This is a genomic window from Tsukamurella serpentis (assembly GCF_054780975.1).
The window spans coordinates 241765-258335 of the sequence record NZ_BAAGVH010000003.1 but is presented as its reverse complement, the minus strand read 5'-3'; the positions used below and the strand labels follow the sequence as shown (position 1 = coordinate 258335).

Annotated in this window: 19 protein-coding genes; 3 read left to right on the top strand and 16 right to left on the bottom strand. The window is 70.2% G+C overall.

Going from position 1 to position 16571, the window contains the following annotated elements; translation table 11 throughout:
* The first annotated feature begins 29 nt into the window (after window positions 1-29).
* Window positions 30-506, top strand: a complete 477-nt coding sequence (locus tag ACYVHG_RS09425; protein WP_461167187.1) for an NUDIX hydrolase — start codon at window positions 30-32, stop codon at window positions 504-506.
* Between the two features lie 9 nt (window positions 507-515).
* Here the strand turns inward: ACYVHG_RS09425 and ACYVHG_RS09420 are convergent, their stop codons facing one another.
* From ACYVHG_RS09420 to ACYVHG_RS09390, 7 genes are all read right to left on the bottom strand, one after another.
* The gene (locus ACYVHG_RS09420; RefSeq protein ID WP_461167186.1) at window positions 516-1010 is read right to left on the bottom strand and encodes a DUF3093 family protein; all 495 of its coding nucleotides are present in this window, start codon (window positions 1008-1010) and stop codon (window positions 516-518) included.
* A 7-nt stretch (window positions 1011-1017) separates the two neighbouring features.
* Window positions 1018-1596: a hypothetical protein gene (locus ACYVHG_RS09415; protein ID WP_461167185.1), complete on the bottom strand. Its 579-nt coding sequence runs from the start codon at window positions 1594-1596 to the stop codon at window positions 1018-1020.
* Window positions 1593-2585: a porphobilinogen synthase gene (gene hemB, locus ACYVHG_RS09410; RefSeq protein ID WP_461167184.1), complete on the bottom strand. Its 993-nt coding sequence runs from the start codon at window positions 2583-2585 to the stop codon at window positions 1593-1595. Before hemB ends, ACYVHG_RS09415 begins: the two co-directional genes overlap by 4 nt.
* A gap of 21 nt (window positions 2586-2606) precedes the next feature.
* The gene (locus ACYVHG_RS09405) at window positions 2607-4310 is read right to left on the bottom strand and encodes a bifunctional uroporphyrinogen-III C-methyltransferase/uroporphyrinogen-III synthase (protein ID WP_461167183.1); all 1704 of its coding nucleotides are present in this window, start codon (window positions 4308-4310) and stop codon (window positions 2607-2609) included.
* Window positions 4311-4336: 26 nt separating this feature from the next.
* Window positions 4337-5299: a hydroxymethylbilane synthase gene (hemC, locus tag ACYVHG_RS09400; RefSeq protein WP_461167182.1), complete on the bottom strand. Its 963-nt coding sequence runs from the start codon at window positions 5297-5299 to the stop codon at window positions 4337-4339.
* Complete coding sequence (locus tag ACYVHG_RS09395; RefSeq protein ID WP_461167181.1) at window positions 5292-6629, bottom strand: glutamyl-tRNA reductase; 1338 nt, start codon at window positions 6627-6629, stop codon at window positions 5292-5294. The genes hemC and ACYVHG_RS09395 overlap by 8 nt, the downstream gene beginning before the upstream one ends.
* Before the next feature lie 104 nt (window positions 6630-6733).
* Entirely contained in the window at window positions 6734-6994 is a 261-nt protein-coding gene (locus tag ACYVHG_RS09390; RefSeq protein ID WP_461167180.1) for a glutaredoxin family protein, read from the bottom strand.
* 67 nt (window positions 6995-7061) lie between these two features.
* Here ACYVHG_RS09390 and ACYVHG_RS09385 point away from each other — a divergent pair, with 67 nt between their 5' ends.
* Window positions 7062-7949 (top strand): HAD family hydrolase, encoded by an 888-nt coding sequence (locus ACYVHG_RS09385; RefSeq protein WP_461167639.1) that lies wholly within the window; start codon window positions 7062-7064, stop codon window positions 7947-7949.
* 28 nt (window positions 7950-7977) lie between these two features.
* Here the strand turns inward: ACYVHG_RS09385 and ACYVHG_RS09380 are convergent, their stop codons facing one another.
* From ACYVHG_RS09380 to ACYVHG_RS09340, 9 genes are all read right to left on the bottom strand, one after another.
* Window positions 7978-9048, bottom strand: coding sequence for a lysophospholipid acyltransferase family protein (locus tag ACYVHG_RS09380; RefSeq protein WP_461167179.1), 1071 nt, complete (start codon window positions 9046-9048; stop codon window positions 7978-7980).
* A 4-nt stretch (window positions 9049-9052) separates the two neighbouring features.
* Window positions 9053-10132 (bottom strand): NAD-dependent epimerase/dehydratase family protein, encoded by a 1080-nt coding sequence (locus ACYVHG_RS09375; protein WP_461167178.1) that lies wholly within the window; start codon window positions 10130-10132, stop codon window positions 9053-9055.
* Between the two features lie 75 nt (window positions 10133-10207).
* Window positions 10208-10309: a 30S ribosomal protein bS22 gene (locus ACYVHG_RS09370; protein ID WP_003402602.1), complete on the bottom strand. Its 102-nt coding sequence runs from the start codon at window positions 10307-10309 to the stop codon at window positions 10208-10210.
* 160 nt (window positions 10310-10469) lie between these two features.
* Window positions 10470-10718 (bottom strand): helix-turn-helix domain-containing protein, encoded by a 249-nt coding sequence (locus ACYVHG_RS09365; RefSeq protein ID WP_461167177.1) that lies wholly within the window; start codon window positions 10716-10718, stop codon window positions 10470-10472.
* 128 nt (window positions 10719-10846) lie between these two features.
* The gene (gene proC / locus ACYVHG_RS09360; RefSeq protein ID WP_461167176.1) at window positions 10847-11656 is read right to left on the bottom strand and encodes a pyrroline-5-carboxylate reductase; all 810 of its coding nucleotides are present in this window, start codon (window positions 11654-11656) and stop codon (window positions 10847-10849) included.
* A gap of 78 nt (window positions 11657-11734) precedes the next feature.
* The gene (locus ACYVHG_RS09355) at window positions 11735-12556 is read right to left on the bottom strand and encodes a thioesterase family protein (protein WP_461167175.1); all 822 of its coding nucleotides are present in this window, start codon (window positions 12554-12556) and stop codon (window positions 11735-11737) included.
* Window positions 12557-12575: 19 nt separating this feature from the next.
* A complete protein-coding gene (locus tag ACYVHG_RS09350) occupies window positions 12576-13427 on the bottom strand; it encodes a sugar phosphate isomerase/epimerase family protein (protein WP_461167174.1) in 852 nt (283 codons plus the stop codon).
* 14 nt (window positions 13428-13441) lie between these two features.
* Complete coding sequence (locus ACYVHG_RS09345) at window positions 13442-14626, bottom strand: hypothetical protein (protein WP_461167173.1); 1185 nt, start codon at window positions 14624-14626, stop codon at window positions 13442-13444.
* 104 nt (window positions 14627-14730) lie between these two features.
* Window positions 14731-15690, bottom strand: coding sequence for a Ppx/GppA family phosphatase (locus ACYVHG_RS09340; protein ID WP_461167172.1), 960 nt, complete (start codon window positions 15688-15690; stop codon window positions 14731-14733).
* A 48-nt stretch (window positions 15691-15738) separates the two neighbouring features.
* Here ACYVHG_RS09340 and ACYVHG_RS09335 point away from each other — a divergent pair, with 48 nt between their 5' ends.
* Window positions 15739-16563: a hypothetical protein gene (locus ACYVHG_RS09335; protein ID WP_461167638.1), complete on the top strand. Its 825-nt coding sequence runs from the start codon at window positions 15739-15741 to the stop codon at window positions 16561-16563.
* The last annotated feature ends 8 nt before the right edge of the window (window positions 16564-16571 follow it).

Genomic DNA, 16571 nt, shown 5'->3' with positions numbered 1-16571 from the left:
GGTCAGCGGCCGCGCCGTAGGGTGGCGTCATGCCCATCCCCGAGTACGTGCGCACCATCCGCGAGAAGATCGGTACCGACCTGCTCTGGCTGCCCGGGGTCGCGGCGGTGGTCACCGACGATGCCGGCCGGGTGCTGCTGGGCCGGCGCGCCGACACCGGCGAGTGGGCGTCGATCGCCGGCATCCTCGAGCCGGGTGAGCAGCCCGCCGAGGCGATCGTCCGCGAGATCGCCGAGGAGGCCGGGGTGCTCGCGGAGGTGACCGACCTGGTGGCGGTGCAGACCGACGATCCGGTGCAGTACCCGAACGGTGATGCGGCCCAGTACCTGACGCTGCTGTTCCGGTGCCGGTACCTCAGCGGTGAGGCACACGTCGCCGACGATGAATCGCTGGAGATCGCCTGGTTCGCCCCGGAGGCACTGCCACCGATGTCGCAGCGTCAGCACGAGCGGATCCGCCGGGCGCTGGCCGCAGCCGGCGGAGATCCCCGCCCCGCCTGGCGGTGACCGGGGCGATCACGCCGGCGCGGCACCGTCCGGACGCGTGAGCAGCGGCTCCAGCGCGGCTCGCAGGGCGTAGTCGTTGCGGGCCCAGGCCTGCACGACGGAGCCGTCGGCCAGCCGCAGTCCCATGCCGTAGCGGCGTCGCGGTACCGACCGCAACCGCCCCATCGCCCGAGCGGAGGCCCACGAGGGGTAGTCCTCGGGTTTGGCGCGCCGCGGGTGGTCCGGGGTCTTTCCGGGCAGGATCTCGGCGATCTCGGCGACCGGGATCGTCTCCTCACCGCAGCGCAACTGCTCCGGGGTCAGGGCGACGGAGACGTGCGTGCGCCCGGCCGTCATCTGCAGCCACACGAAGCCCTGGGTGCAGACGCCGAGCAGGACCCACACCCACCAGTCGGAGGTGCGGCCGGCCAGCAGCCACTGCGTGGCGATCATGGCGACGGTGGCGACCGGCACCAGCAGCAGCCACCCCCGGGAAGGGCCTGGCTCGGTGTACAGCGGTGTCACAGCCGGTTCACACCCGGGCCTTCGAGCCCGGCTTGAAGAACTCCTGCGCCTCCCGGCTGTTGGCGGTGATCATCGCACCCACCACCGCAACCGCCGCCAGGATCGCCGGCACCGCGATCAGCGCCTCACCGGAGAAGAACCCGAAGACGCCCTGCACCAGGACGAATGCGGCGGCGAACTGCAGTAGCACCCGCGCCCAGGACTGGCCGCGCCACATCAGGTACACCAGCACCGCGGCCACCAGCGCGCCGAAGGTGGTCATCATCAGCGCGGTGTAGAAGATCGCGGTGTCGAAGGACTGGAAGTCGGGGTAGGCCTCACGCATGGTGCGCGCCATGAATCCGTCACCGCGCCGGTCGGCCTCGAACTGCTGACGCACCTCCTCCGAGCCGCGGCCGGAGACGGCCTGCGCGACACGGGAGATCACTGAGGCCACCAGCACGAAGGCCCACAGCTGTACGGACAGTGTGAGATCCGGTGGGCGCGGCCCGCGTTCCGGCTTCGGAGGCGGCGGCGGTGCGGGCCAGGTGGGCGGCTGCGGCCCCGGCCCGGGCCAGACGGGGCCCTGCTGGAACTGTCCGCTCACCACTGCCCCCGATCCAGCCATTGCGCCGCTTCGGTGGCCCAGTAGGTCAGCAGCACATCGGCTCCCGCCCGGCGGATGGAGATCAGGGACTCGCGGATCGCGGCGTCACGGTCGATCCACCCGTTCTGCGCGGCCGCGGTGATCATCGCGTACTCCCCTGAGATCTGGTACGCGGCAACCGGAACCGGTGACGCTGCGGCCACATCGGCGAGCACGTCCAGGTAGCTCATGGCGGGTTTGACCATCACGATGTCGGCGCCCTCGGCGAGGTCGAGTTCGAGCTCGCGCAGCGATTCCCGCCGATTCGCCGAATCCTGCTGGTAGGTGCGGCGATCACCGTGCAGCGAAGAGCCGACGGCCTCGCGGAACGGCCCGTAGAACGGCGAGGCGTACTTCGCGGTGTACGCCAGCAGCGAGACGTCCTGGTGCCCTGCCGAATCCAAGGCCGAACGGATCACCCCGATCTGGCCGTCCATCATTCCCGACGGTCCGAGCATGTGCGCCCCGGCATCGGCCTGGGCGATCGCCATCTGCGCGTAACGCTCCAGGGTGGCGTCGTTGTCGACCCGGCCGGAATCGTCGAGCACACCGCAGTGGCCGTGCGAGGTGAACTCGTCCAGGCAGGTGTCGGCCATCACCACGGCACCGTCGCCGAGGTCGTCCCGCAGCGCGCGGAGTCCGCGGTTGAGCACGCCGTCGGGGTTCCACGCGGCGCTGCCCTCGGCGTCCTTGTCGGCATCGTCGGGAACCCCGAAGATCATCAACCCGCCGACGCCGGCGGTGACCGCCTCCTCGGCGGCGGCGCGCAGCGAATCGAGGGTGTGCTGGTACACGCCCGGCATCGAGGAGATCGGCACCGGGGCGTCGATCCCGTCACGCACGAACATGGGCAGGACCAGCTGACGGGGCTCGACAGAGACCTCTGCGACGAGCCGCCGGAGCGCGGGCGTGGAGCGCAGCCGACGCGGCCGCACCTGCGGGAAACTCATACCCGCCACTCTACGTTCCCGCTAGGAGCGCGAGCGGCGCGGCTTCTTCCGCGGCGGAGGCAGCGCACCCTCGGCACGCAGCCGGGAGGCGTGCTCGGCCAGCGCCTGCACCAGGTCCTCGACCGACGCGGTCTCGGGCTGCACATCCACCCGCAGGCCGAACTCGATCGCGGTCTCGGCGGTCTTCGGTCCGATGCAGGCCACGATGGTCCGGGCGTGCGGCTTGCCGGCGATGCCGACCAGGTTGCGCACCGTCGAGCTGGAGGTGAAGCAGACCGCGTCGAAATCACCGGTCTTGATCATCTCGCGGGTCGAGGCCGCGGGCGGCGCGGCGCGCACCGTGCGGTACGCGGTCACGTCGTCGATCTCCCAGCCGCGGTCGCGCAGGCCCTCGGCGAGGGTCTCGGTGGCGATATCGGCGCGCGGCAGCAGTACCCGGTTGACCGGGTCGAAGACGTCGTCGAAGGGCGGGAAGACCTCGAGCATGCCCAGGCTGGACTGCTCACCGGTGGGCAGCAGCTCCGGCTCGATGCCGAAGGCGCGGACCTTGGCGGCGGTCTGCTCGCCCACGCAGGCGATCTTCACACCGGAGAAGGCGCGGGCATCGAGGCCGAACTCGGTGAACTTCTCCCACACCGCGCGCACCGCGTTGGTGGAGGTGAAGACCACCCACTGGTAGCGACCGTCCACCAGGCCCTTGACCGCGCGTTCCATCTGCGCGGGGCTGCGCGGCGGCTCGACCGCGATGGTAGGGACCTCCATCGGGATGGCGCCGTGGCCGCGCAGGCGGTTGGACATGTCGGCGGCCTGGTCCTTGGTGCGGGGCACCAGCACCGTCCAGCCGTACAGGGCACGCGACTCCCACCAGGACAGCTTGCCGCGCTGGCCCGCGATCTTGCCGACGGTGACCACCAGCGGGCCGGTCAGGCCCGCGGCGACCTCGTTGAGGGTGGCCAGGGTGGCGTCGAGGGTCTTCTGCTTGCAGGTCGAGCCGGCGGTGGTCACCGCGACCGGGGTCTGCGGAGCGAGCCCGTGCTCGGCCAGCGCGGAGGCGGTGTCGGCGAGGTGCTCGGCGGTGGCGCTGAGCACCAGCGGCGACGGTGCCGCGGCCAGCGCCGCCCAGTCCACCTCACCGCGGACGTCGGCCTCGGTGTGCGCCGACCCCAGCGCCATACCGGCGTAGGTGGGCACGGCCGTCGCGGGCGAGAGGCCCGGGACGATCTCGAACACGATCTGGGTGCGGGCGACGGCGTTGACCTCGGCGAGGACCGCGTCGGAGGAGAGCGGATCGCCGGCCACGAGGCGGACCACGTCGTGACCGTGGCGGGCCTGGGCCAGCAGCGTCTTGGCGACCTCGGCCGGCTCACCCAGGGCGGGCGAGACGGAGGCGGGGTTGCGGAAGGCGGGCTCGTTCTTGCGGCCCTTCACGGCGGTCGCGTCCTCGTCGGCCTCGATCGGCTCCACGGGCAGCGCGCTCCCCACCATGTCCAGCACCGGCTGCGGAACGTCGGGGTCGGTGTAGACGGTGCGGGCGCCCGCGATAGTCTGCTCTGCACGCAGGGTGAGCAGTCCCGGATCGCCCGGTCCGGAGCCCACGAATGTGATCCGCCCCGGCGCCACCGAACGGCCCCGAGCGGGCTTGTTCGGCTTCGCGGCGACGCGGGTGGTCACCGCGTCGTTCTCGGCTGCCGTGGCGGCCTTCGCGGACTGTGCAGTGCGGCTCATGTATCGGCTCCCAGTAGTTGCGGGCGCTACGCGAGCAGGTCGCGCGCGCCCAGGTCGAGCAGCTCCCGTGCCAGCGCGATGCCCAACGCGCCGGCCTCGCCCACCGGGCCGACCACGGAAGCGCGGACCGAATCGGAGCCGTCTGCCGCTAGCGCGATGCCGCGCAAAGACAGCTCCTCGAAGATCCGACCGTCGTCGTCGAGGGATTCGACGACCTCCGCGATCGCACCGACGGGTGCGGTGCATCCGGCTTCCAGTTCGGCGAGCAGGGCACGCTCGGCGGTGACCGCCGCGCGCGTGACCGGATCGTCCAGCCCGGAGAGCACGGAATGCAGTTCCGCATCGTCGCGACGGCACTCCACTGCGAGTGCACCCTGAGCGGGCGCCGGGAGCATCTGCACCGGGTCGAGCGCTTCGGTCACCTCGTTGTGGCGATCGATCCGCTTGAGTCCGGCGAGAGCGACCACGATCGCATCGAGTTCGCCGTCCGCTACTTTGCGTAACCGAGAATCAAGATTGCCTCGTAGGGGGCGGATTTCCAAACCCAGACCCAGTGCGGTAAGCTGCGTGCCCCTGCGCGGGCTGGAGGTACCCACGACCGACCCGGCCGGCAGTTCACCGAGTACCAGGCCGTCGCGTGCGACCAGCGCATCGCGGGGATCCTCGCGGGCGGGGACGGCGGCGAGCGCCAGGCGCTCGTCCGGGGCCGTCGGGAGGTCCTTGTAGGAGTGCACGGCCACGTCCACCTCACCTGCGGCGAGGGCGTCGCGCAGCGCGGACGTGAACACGCCGACGCCGATCTTCTCCACCGGGTCCGAGCTCAGGTCGCCCGGCGTGGTCACGATCACCAGCTCAGCGGGGTGCCCGGCGGCGATCAGGGCGTCACGCACGGTTCCCGCCTGGGTGGTCGCCAGGAGCGATCCCCGGGTGCCGATGCGGATCGGATCGGCGGTCGTGCGAGCAGTGGTGGGTGCTGTCACTTCAGACACTTCGGTCTTCGGTTCCTTCGGTGGACGACACGGCGCCGGTGGCGCCCGGTTTCAGTTCGAATAGTTCGCGCAGCGCCTCGGCGTAGGAGTCACCGCCCGGTGTCGCGGCGAGCTGCTTGACCCGCACCGTCGGCGCGTGCAGCAGCTTGTCGACGACGCGGCGCACCGTCTGCGCGACCTCGTCGCGGTCGGTGTTCTCCAGGCCCGGCAAGCGCGAATCCAGGCGCAGCAGTTCGGCTTCCACGACCTCGGCGGCGCGCCGACGCAGCGCCGTGACGGTGGGGGTGACCTCCGCGGAACGCTGCGCGGACAGGTACTCGGAGAGCTCGTCGGAGACGATCCGGCGGGCCTTCTCCGCGTCCTCCTCGGCGGCCTGGGTGCCGGGCTCACGGGAGAGGGTCTCGATATCGATCACGGCCACACCCGGCAGCCCGGCCACGGCCGGGTCGACATCGCGGGGCAGGCCCAGATCGCACACCACGAGATCGGTGCCGACGGTGCGCCGCGCCAGCGCCGAATGCACATCGGCCAGGCTGACCACTGCGCCGACCGCGCCGGTACAGGCGATCAGCACGTCGGCGTCGGCGAGGGCGTCGATCAGGCCGTCCATCGGGACCGCCCGGGCACCGTCGAGACCGGCGTCCAGAGCGGTCTGCGCGAGCCGCTGCGCCTTGTCCGAGGTTCGGTTGGCGACGCTGACCTCGCGGGCCCCGGCACGCGCCAGGTGCGCGACGGCGAGGCCGCCCATGGCGCCGGCGCCGACCACGACGGCACGGCCGACCGCACCACCCTGCGGGCCGAGCACGGCCTGGGCGCGATCGAGTGCCACCGAGACGACGGAGGCACCGGCCCTGTCGATACCGGTATCGGTGTGTACGCGCTTGCCCACGTGCAGCGCGCGCTGAGCGAGGTCGTGGATGACCCGTCCGGCCACCTGGTGCTCGTCGGAGGCGGCGTAGGCGCCGCGGATCTGGCCGAGGATCTGCTGCTCACCGACCACCATCGAGTCCAGGCCGGAGGCCACGGAGAACAGGTGCTGTACGGCGGCCTCGGAGTAGCGCACGAAGGCGTGCTTACTGAGCTCGTTGATGGTCAGCCCGGAGCGGGCGGACAGGACGTCGGAGACGGCTTCGAGCGCGGGGTGGAAGGCCTCGACGACGGCGTAGATCTCGACCCGGTTGCAGGTGGTGACCACCATGGCCTCATCGATGTGCGGTGACTCCATGAGCTGGGCGAGGACCTTGGGCCGATCGGTCTCGGTGATCGCCAGCTTCTCCAGGACCGACACCGGCGCGCTGCGGTGCGACACGCCGAACAGCAGTACCGACACCCTCGCTGCTCCTTCGAGATCTCACAGAAGCGGCAATACGCGGCTTCCCGGTAGGCACGCTACCCCGCGTGCCCTGGAATGGGAAAACACGCGAAGCCTCACCTTTACTCCCGAGCGGACCCCGAGGCCCCGATATCGGCCCGCAGACGGGCGATGTCGACCTCCCAATAGCTGTGCTGCTCACCGTCGAGCAGGACCACCGGCAGCATGTCCCCGTACTCGCCGCGGAGCTCGGTGTTGCCCGGTGCGTCAACGTCCGCGATGGCGTATTCGAAATCGAGTTCGGCGTGCAGCGCGAGCAGTTCCTCGTGGGCCCGGGTGCACATCCCGCAGCCTTCGCGGGTGAGCAGTGTGATGGCAGCCATGTGCCTCAGTGTCGCACCCCGGCGGGGGCTAAGGTTGAGGGAGATCACGTGCAAGTGGGAGGTGCCCTTGTCCGAGCAGGCCAGCGCCGATGAACTCCGGCAGAGCGCGGCGGGCGAGGCGAGCGCCGACGCCGCCCACTCCCTCCTGCGTGAGAAGGAGGGGCCACGGGACGAGGTGGTCCCGCCGGATCTGACGGCCGCGGCCTTCTTCGACGTGGACAACACCATGGTGCAGGGCGCGTCGATCGTGCACTTCGCCCGTGGTCTGGCCGCCCGGAACTACTTCAGCTACTCCGATCTGGCGTCCGCGGTGTGGGCGCAGGCGAAGTTCCGACTCACCGGCAAGGAGAACAGCGACGACGTGGCCGCCGGCCGGGAGAAGGCACTCTCGTTCATCGCCGGCCGTTCCACCGATGAGCTCAAGGCCGTCGGTGAGGAGATCTACGACGAGATGATCGCCGACAAGATCTGGCCCGGGACCCGCGCACTGGCGCAGATGCACCTCGACGCAGGCCAGCAGGTGTGGCTGGTGACGGCCACCCCGGTCGAGCTGGCGCAGACCATCGCGGACCGGCTGGGGCTGACCGGCGCGCTGGGCACCGTCGCCGAATCGCAGGACGGCGTGTTCACCGGCAAACTGGTCGGCGACATCCTGCACGGACTGGGCAAGGCACACGCGGTGCGATCACTGGCGATCCGTGAGGGACTGAACCTCAAGCGCTGCACCGCCTACAGCGACTCGCACAACGACGTCCCGATGCTCTCGCTGGTCGGGACGGCGGTGGCGATCAACCCCGATTCCGATCTGCGGGACGTGGCGCGGGTGCGCGGCTGGGAGATCCGCGACTACCGCACCGGTCGTAAGGCCGCGAAGATCGGAGTCCCCACCGCACTGGGCGTCGGCGCGGCCCTCGGTGGTGCCGCCGCGCTCATCAAGCACTTCAGCGAGGACTGAGCCGCACCGCACGGTGGCGGGAGGCCCGTCAGTAGTCCTGGAAGATGTTCTTGCGGCGGGCCAGCACGCGGTAGAGCGACTGCTGAATCGTCTCGCGGACGTTGTCGGTGAGCTCGAAGACCACCATCGGATCGTCGGCGTCGGCCTGCGAGTACTGCTCGGTGGAGATCGGCTCACCGAACTCGATGTGCCACTTCGACGGCAGCGGGATCATGCCCAGGGGACCGAGCCAGGGGAACAGCGGCGTGATCGGCGCGTACGGCAGGCCCAACAGGCGCGCCACCGGCTTCACATCCGCCAGCATCGGGTAGGTCTCCTCGGCACCCACGATGGACACCGGGATGATCGGCACCCCGGCACGGATCGCGGAGGTCACGAACCCACCGCGACCGAAACGCTGCAGCTTGTACCGGTCCCGGTACAGCTTGCCGATCCCCTTGAAACCCTCCGGCCACACCGCGACCAGCTCACCGCGGGTGAGCAGCGCCTCGGCGTCGGAGTTGCAGGCGACGGTGGCGCCGATCTTGCGGGCCATCTCCCCCACGAACGGGTACTCGAAGGCCAGATCCGCGGCCAGTAGGCGCAGGTGCCGGTTGTCCGCGTGCTGATCGTGCACCGCGACGGCGGTCATCAGGCCGTCCAACGGGATCACCCCGGAGTGGTTGGCCACCAGCAGCGCACCGCCCTCGCGGGGCAGGTTCTCGATGCCGGTGGTGTCCACTCGGAACCACTTGTCGTAGACCGGGCGGAGCACTGGAAGCAGCACCGAATCGGTCAGGTGCGGATCGAATCCGAACTGGTCGACGTCGTAATCGCCGGTCAGCCGCTCACGCACGAAGGCCGCGCCGTCGATCACCGATTCCGCCGTGCGCTCGCGCCAGCCCACACCGGGCTCCGCGGGGGCGATCGGCGGCAGGTAGTCCGGGTTCAGCGCGTGGACGGTGGCCTGCGGCTCGCGCGCCGACGGTGCAGCGTTCGACGTCAGTGAGGACGGGTGCCGCTGCTGGGCACGCTCGCGCCCACTGGCAGTGCGCGCGGTGTCGATGGAAACGGGTAGCTGCAACACCTTCGCGTTCTGTGAACCGGGAACATTGCTCATGGGCCTACCGTCCAGCCGTGCCGTACTCGGAGCCGATACCTGCCAGCCGCCGCGCCAATGAGGCGACCCGCTGCTCGACTCCCACGATCGAGTCCACACCGATTGTAGGTTCTGGCGGCCGACGGCGGGCGACGTCTTCCATCGTCTGTCGCGTGCTGTACACGGGCTCGAAACCGAACTCGCGACGCATCCGCGAGGTGTCGAAGGCGTTGCCGAAGGTCAGGTACTCCAGCTGGAACTTGGTGGTGGTGCTGGCGCCGCGACCGCGAAGCGCGGCCACCGCCGGCCCGAAGGCCGGCGCGATCACCGGCAGCGGCAGCCGCCCGGCCAGCCGGATCGCCTGCGACATGGAGATGGCACCGTCACCGGCGATGTTGAAGGTTCCGGGCCGTCCGGCGACCACCGAGTGCACCAGCGCACCCAGCGCGTCGTCCTGGTGCAGGAACTGCAGGCGGGCGTCACGGCCGATCAAGGTGGGCACCACCGGGCGCTCGAACAGTGAACGCAGCAGGGTCTCCAGGTTCGGACCCAGGATCGGGGCCAGGCGCAGGATGGTGAGCGCGATGTCCGGGCGGCGGCGCGCCATGCTGCGGGCGTAGGCCTCGGCGTCGAGCAGGTCACGCGGGTGCCCACTCGCTCCGACACCGCTGACCTGATCCTCGGGGATCAATGCGGAGTTGCGCGCCTTCGAGCCGTAGACCTGGGTGGAGGAGCGCATCACCACCCGCTTGACCGTCTCGGACTTCTGGCAGGCGGCGAAGACCCGCATGGAACCGAAGACGATCGCGTCCTTGGTGGAGGCCGACGGGAAGTGGTTGTCGATCACCGAGGTGGAGCAGTGGATCACGGTGTCCACCTCGTTGGTGGCCATGATCTTGCCGAAGACGTGGCTGCGGTAGTCGACCCGGATGAACTCCGCGGGCTCCATCCGACGGTGCATGGTCTTGGTGGGCGGCACGGCGTCGACGCCGATCACGCGCTCGATGTCGGGACGCTGGGCGAGGCGGCGCACCAGGTAGCCGCCCACGAACGTGGAGGCGCCGGTCACCATGACGACACGTGGCGCGCTCCCCGAATCACTCATTACTGAAGGGTAGCCGGAAAACACGAGAACCCGCCCGGGACCGGACGGGTTCTCATGAAAGTGTGACCGGAAGGCCTACTTGCCGAGTTTCCTACGCTGCACCCGGGTGCGGCGGAGCAGCTTGCGGTGCTTCTTCTTCGACATGCGCTTGCGGCGCTTCTTGATCACTGAACCCATGGGTTGTTCACGTCTCTCTATCGAGTTGCCATCTTCGTGCGCGGCGGCCGGGTACGAAAAGAGCCCCGCGTCCACGCAGCAGGCTTCTACCTTACTCGCCGCAGCCGTCCTGGCGAAATCCGCCCGGGATCGGCCACGACTCCCTGCCTCGACCCGGGACTTATCCCGCGTCGAAGAACGAGGTCTGGAGGTAGTCGTGCACTGCCTTCTCGTGGACCCGGAACGACCGGCCCACGCGCACCGCGGGGAGCTCGCCGTTGTGCACCAGGCGGTAGACCGTCATCTTCGACACCCGCATGAGGGTGGCGACCTCGGCCACCGTCAGGAACGACGAACCGGCTGCCGCCGGCTGTGACTGGCCACCGGTACCGATGTCGGCGGGCTTGCTGTTCTTGTTTGCAGACGCCATGAAATCCCTAACCTCCGGCACATGTCGCGCCGCCGGCTTCCCCTCCGGCGGACCTGACACGCACGTGCTTTGAGCAGCTTAGCGGTACCAATGGGAATAATGCGACGGGAGTGAGCTAACCGAAGGTTCTAGGAGAGCCGTCCGAGTTCGGCCGAACGCTCCGCACAGGCCCGAGTCGCGTCGTAAAACGCAGGTCGCAGGCCATTTTTCTCCAGCACGCGGATCGCGGCCGCAGTCGTGCCGCCGGGAGAAGTCACTGCCGCACGCAGCTCCGTCGGCGAGCTCGAAGTCTCAACCATTAGTGCACCTGCACCTGCGATCGTGTTGGTCGCCAGGGTGGTGGCCTGCTCCCGGGTCAGTCCCAGATCCACCCCGGCGTCGATCATCGCCTCGGCCACCAGGAAGACGTACGCCGGCCCGGAACCGGACAGCGCGGTCAGCGCATCGAGCTTGGACTCGGGCACCACCAACGCCAGTCCCACCGCCTCCATCACCGCGCGGACCAGCGCCAGATCCTTCTCGGAGGCGTCCCGGCCACCGGAGATCCCGCTCATCGACTTCCCCACCAGCATCGCGGTGTTCGGCATCACCCGCACCACCGGTGTGCGCGCCGGGAGCGCGGCCTCGTACACCGTCGTCGGGACGCCGGCCGCCACCGAGGCCACCACCGCACCCGCGCGCAGCGATTCGGCCACCTCCGGCAGGATCACCCCGACCACATCGGGTTTGACGGCGATCACCACCAGGTCGGCAGCCGGAACGCCCTCGGCGACGGTGCCGACCGCACCGATGCCGTACCGCTCGGAGAGTTCACCGGCGCGGCCGGCGTGCGGTTCGACGACGGTCAGCGCGGACGGTTCACGGCCGGCCGCGATCAGCCCTCCGAGCAGGGCCTCGCCGATCCGCCCGCCGCCGATCAGTGTGATGTTCTCGCTCATGTCGCTCCTTCAGGACGGGTAGCAGGACAGTTGGTACGGGTTGGTCGGTGGGTGTAGGTGCAGGTCCGCCGAGCGCGGTCAGCGTGGGCCGGCCGGCACCATCGCGAGCTGCCGCGACGTCGCGACCACGTGCCCCGCCTCGTCGATCAGCAGGTGATCCTCCTCGAAGAACCGGCCGCCGATGATCGGCGCGTCGGCCCGGAAGCGCAGCCAGCCCGGCTGCGGGGTGCGGCGCACCGAGGCGGTGAGGGTCAGGGTGGGCGCCCAGCCGACCAGTCCGCGGTTGGCCACCACCGGCAGGGAGATGTCGGTGGCGAGCAGCGCGAACAACGCGGAGACGGGCTCCTTCCGCAGCCGCACCCAGCCGCGGGTCTCGGCCGGCCCGGTACGGCCCTCGATCACCGGCACGGTCTGCGCGTCGTAACACACCTCCACCACCCGGCCGACTTTGAAGATCCTCGCCATCGGATGCTCGGGGTCCCAGGCCAGCGCGTCCGGCGGCGGGGTCGGCGGCATCGTCTCCAGCGGGGTCGGCTCGGTGTAGAGCTCGTCACCGTCGTCGCGGCGGGCCAGCGTGACCGCGGCCTGAACGTAGACGCGCTCCCCCTGCACGGCCTCGACACCGATCACCGAAGTGGTGCGGCCTCGCTTGCGGACCGTGGTGCGCAGTTCGACGGTTCCCGGGTCCGGCGCTCCGAGGTACTCGGCGGAGACCACCACCGCGGCCTGTTCCGGATCGGCGCCGGGGTCGTCGTGATAGGCGGCCTGCGCCGCCGAGGCCATCACGGCGAGCAGGGCACCACCGTGCACCTTGCTCCCCACGGACCAGGTGGGGTCGATCTCGGCGAGGTAGCCGCCGTCGGTCGCGGTCAGCGCGACGAGATCGGAGAACAGTGGCATCCGTCGGTCTCCTTGTCCGTCAGGCGTCCGGTTCGACGCGCAGGTTCTCCCGCGCGAACTCCAACGCCTCAGTGAGCATGGCAGAGCGTTCCTCGGGCGATTTCGCCGAGCCGGTCGCGATCTCCAGGATCACCTGCCCGTCGAAGCCGCGCGCTGCGAGCCGCCGGCACACCTCGGCACAGGGCTGGGTGCCGCGGCCCGGCACGAGATGCTCGTCGACGGCGGCGCCGAGCCCGTCGGTCAGGTGCAGGTGCCGCAGCCCGTCACCCATCCGGTCCATCAGGGCGAGCGCATCGACACCGGCGGTCGCGGTGTGGGACAGGTCCAGGGTGTAGTTCGCGTATCCCACATCGGTGGGGTCGATCGACGGTGCGAAGGCCGAGACCGCTGCCCCCGGGCTGCCGCGGCGTTTGAGCCGTTCCACGGATTCGCCGCGACGGCCGAAGAAGGCGTCCAGCCGCATCGGGAACATGTTCTCGACGGCGACCGCGACGTCGCTGTCGTCCTCGAGCTCGTTGACCAGATCCACGAAGTGCTCGGCATAGCGCCGCTGCCACCGGAACGGGGGGTGCACCACGACGGTGCGCGCCCCCAGGTCCTCCGCGGCGGTCACGGCGCGGCCGAGCTTGGCCATCGGATCGCTGCCCCACACGCGCTGACTGATCAACAGGCACGGGGCGTGCACCGAGAGCACGGGCATGTCGTAGCGCATGGACAGCCCGGCCACCGCTGCGATGTCCTGACTGGCCGATTCGTGCCAGACCATCAGCTCGACACCGTCGTAGCCGGTCTCGGCCGCGTACCGGAAAGCCGATTCGAGCTTCTCCGGGTAGACCGAGGCCGTGGACAGTCCCACCTCGATCCCGGTCACGGGAACGAGCGTACTCAGTTCGTACCGGGTCCCGTCGCCAGTGCCATCAGCAGCGGGCCGAAGGTGATCACCAGTCCGACCAGGAGCGCCAATCCGAGGGTCAGGTAGTCGGTGGACTTGCGCAGGTAGTGGGTGAAGGTCACGATCGCGATGATCACGACGAAGGCCAGCACCACGGTCAGCGCGATGGTCCAGGTGCCGCCGCCCCAGTTCCACAGCTTGAAGAAGCCGTAGAACATGCCGGCTCCGGCGGCCAGGCCCAGGACCACCTCGGCGATCAGCGCGAGCCAGCCCTGGCCGCGTCCGCGCTTGGTCTCCACCTCGTCGCCGTCGGCCCCGTCGAACCGGTCCCCTGTGTCGGCGGTATCGGCATCTTCGGCACCGTCGAGCCGGTCGGCACCGGTTCGCGCCGCGCGCGCCTCGGCGCGGGTGTCCAGGGCGGCGGTGCCGGTCGCCGCAGCGCCGTCACGCGCGTCGGAGTCGAGATCGGCGGCGCTCACCGGCGCCACGTCGACGGTGTCCTCGGCGTCGGCCTCGGCGAACCGGGCCTGGCGCTCACGGACCTGAGCGGTGTTGAAGTCGGCGGTCGCCATCACCGGCGGCTGGTCCCGGTCCCACTTCGACCAGGCGTAATTGGCCTCGGTGTGGGCCTCACGGGTGTTGCGGTCGGCCTGCAGGCGCGGGTCGTCGGCGTCGATCTCACCGTCGCCGGCGGCGTCGGAGGCGTTCTCGCGCACGTCCTGGACCGGCTGAGCCGCGGTCGGCTCGGCCTCCACCACCTCAGCCTCCACCACCTCGGCCTCGATCGGCTCATCCGAGCGGACGTCCTCCACCGCGGCGGCCAGGAACGACGAGGTCACCGGGGCGTCCTCGTCGGCGTCGCCGTCATCGTCGGTGCCCGGCGCGGGCTCCGGGGACTGCACCGTCTCCGCCCGCTGCCCGGACTCGGCCGGCCGCGACGCCTCGGTGGACTGCTGCGCCGACGCAGCGGCCTGCTCCGTCGTGGACGGCTCGGCGGCCTCCGCTGCCGTACCGGGCTCGGGCGCGTCGTCGCGGACGACGGGGATCTCACCGGTCAGTTCGGCGACGGTGATCGAGTTCTCGCCACCGCGATGCCGTCGACGGCGGCCACCTGCCGGGGGCGTTGCTCCGCCACCCCGGGCGAGCAGCTCCGCCACCGAGATGCGCTCGTCACTCATGCAAGTCACCGTCCTGTGGATTATGTGGTCCTGGTAAATGCTACGTCTTCACCGCTACATGCCCGAACCGGCGCGCGCGGCGACCCGCCATATTACCCAGCTTGCTATTGCGGTTTGGTGCCGTTCTCGGGCGTGAATCCGGCCTGCGTGTCCAGATACCGCAGGATCACGCCCTCCCGCAGCGCCCACGGGCAGATGTTGACCGCCTCGACGTCCATCGCCCGCATCGCGGCCTCCGCGACCAGGGCGCCGGCCACGATCTGCCCGGCCCGATCGGAGCTGAGGCCTTCGAGTTCCTTGCGGTCGGAGACCGTCATCCGGCTGATGAACCCGATCAGCTGCCGCAGACTGCTGGCCGTCAGAACGCGTTTGGCGCGCGGACCCGCGGACGACGGTGCCGCACCGGTGAGCCGGGCGAGGGTGCGCATCGTCTTCGACGTCCCGGCGACCAGGTCGGGGGTGCCGGCCGCACCGAGCCGCGCCGCGGCCGGTGCGATCTCCGCGTCGAGCCAGTCCCGCAGCATGGCGACCCGCCGGCGGCCGGGCGGATCGTCGGGCAGCCACTCGCGGGTGAGCCGTCCGGCGCCCAGCGGCAGGGAGAGCGCGACGTCGGGTTCCTCGTCGACGCCGTTGCTCAGTTCCAGCGAGCCGCCGCCGATGTCGATGTTGAGCACCCGGCCCACGCTCCAGCCGTACCAACGGCGTACCGCGAGCGCGGTCAGGCGGGACTCGTCCACGCCGGAGAGCACCTCGACGTCCACCCCGGTGGCGTCCTTGACGTGCGCGAGCACGGTGTCGGTGTTGCTGGCGTCGCGGACCGCGGAGGTGGCGAAAGCCATCACCTCGGCGCAGCCGGAGCTCCGGGCGATCTTGGTGAACTCCTCCACCGAGTCGACCAGCGCGTCTTCGCCCGCCTTGCTGAGCCGTCCGCTGGGCTCGATCTTCTCGGCCAGGCGCAGCGTGGCCTTGGTGGAGCTCATCGGGGTCGGATGTGCACCCCAGTGGGCGTCCACCACCAGCAGGTGCACGGTATTGGACCCGATGTCGAGGACTCCCAATCTCACGCTGTCAATCTAGACCGGGCTACCGTGAAAGGTGTGACCGACCTTCCGATGCCCGGCATGCGGCCCCCCGTTGCAGAAGTGCCGCTGGACTTCCCGCGCGAGTGGCTGGAGTTCACCGACCCGGCCGATCCGGCGCATCTGATCGCCGCCGATCTGACCTGGCTGCTCTCGTCCTGGACGTGCATGTTCGGTACCGCCTCGTGTCACGGCATCGAACCGGGGCGGGAGACCGACGGCTGTTGCAGTCACGGTGCGTTCCTCTCCGACGCCGACGACCGCAAGCGGCTCAAGAAGGCCGTGGCCAAGCTCACCGACGACGACTGGCAGTTCCGCGGCAAGGGAACCGGGAAGAAGGGGTACCTGGAGGAGGACGATCTCGATGACGAACCCGCCGTCCGGACCCGCAGGTTCGACGGTGCCTGCATCTTCCTCAACCGTCCGGGTTTCCCGGGCGGCGCCGGGTGCGCGCTGCACGCGATGGCGCTGCGCACCGGGGTGGAACCGCTGACCGTCAAACCCGATGTGTGCTGGCAGCTGCCGGTGCGGCGCACCCAGGAGTGGGTGGACCGGCCGGACGGCGAGCAGATCCTCAAGACCGTCATCACCGAGTACGACCGGCGCGGCTGGGGTGCCGGCGGGCTGGACCTGCAGTGGTACTGCTCCGGTTCCCCGGAGGCGCACGTCGGTGCGCAGCAGGTCTGGCAGAGTTACGCGCCCGAGCTCACCGAACTGCTCGGCGAGCCCGCCTATGCGGCGCTGGCCCGCGAGTGCGAGGCCCGACGGGACCGGATCGTCGCCGTCCACCCGGCCACCGTCGCCGCCGAAGCCGCCGGTGACAAGCAGTCCTTCGACATGAAGTACGTCGAGCTGTAGCCGGCCGG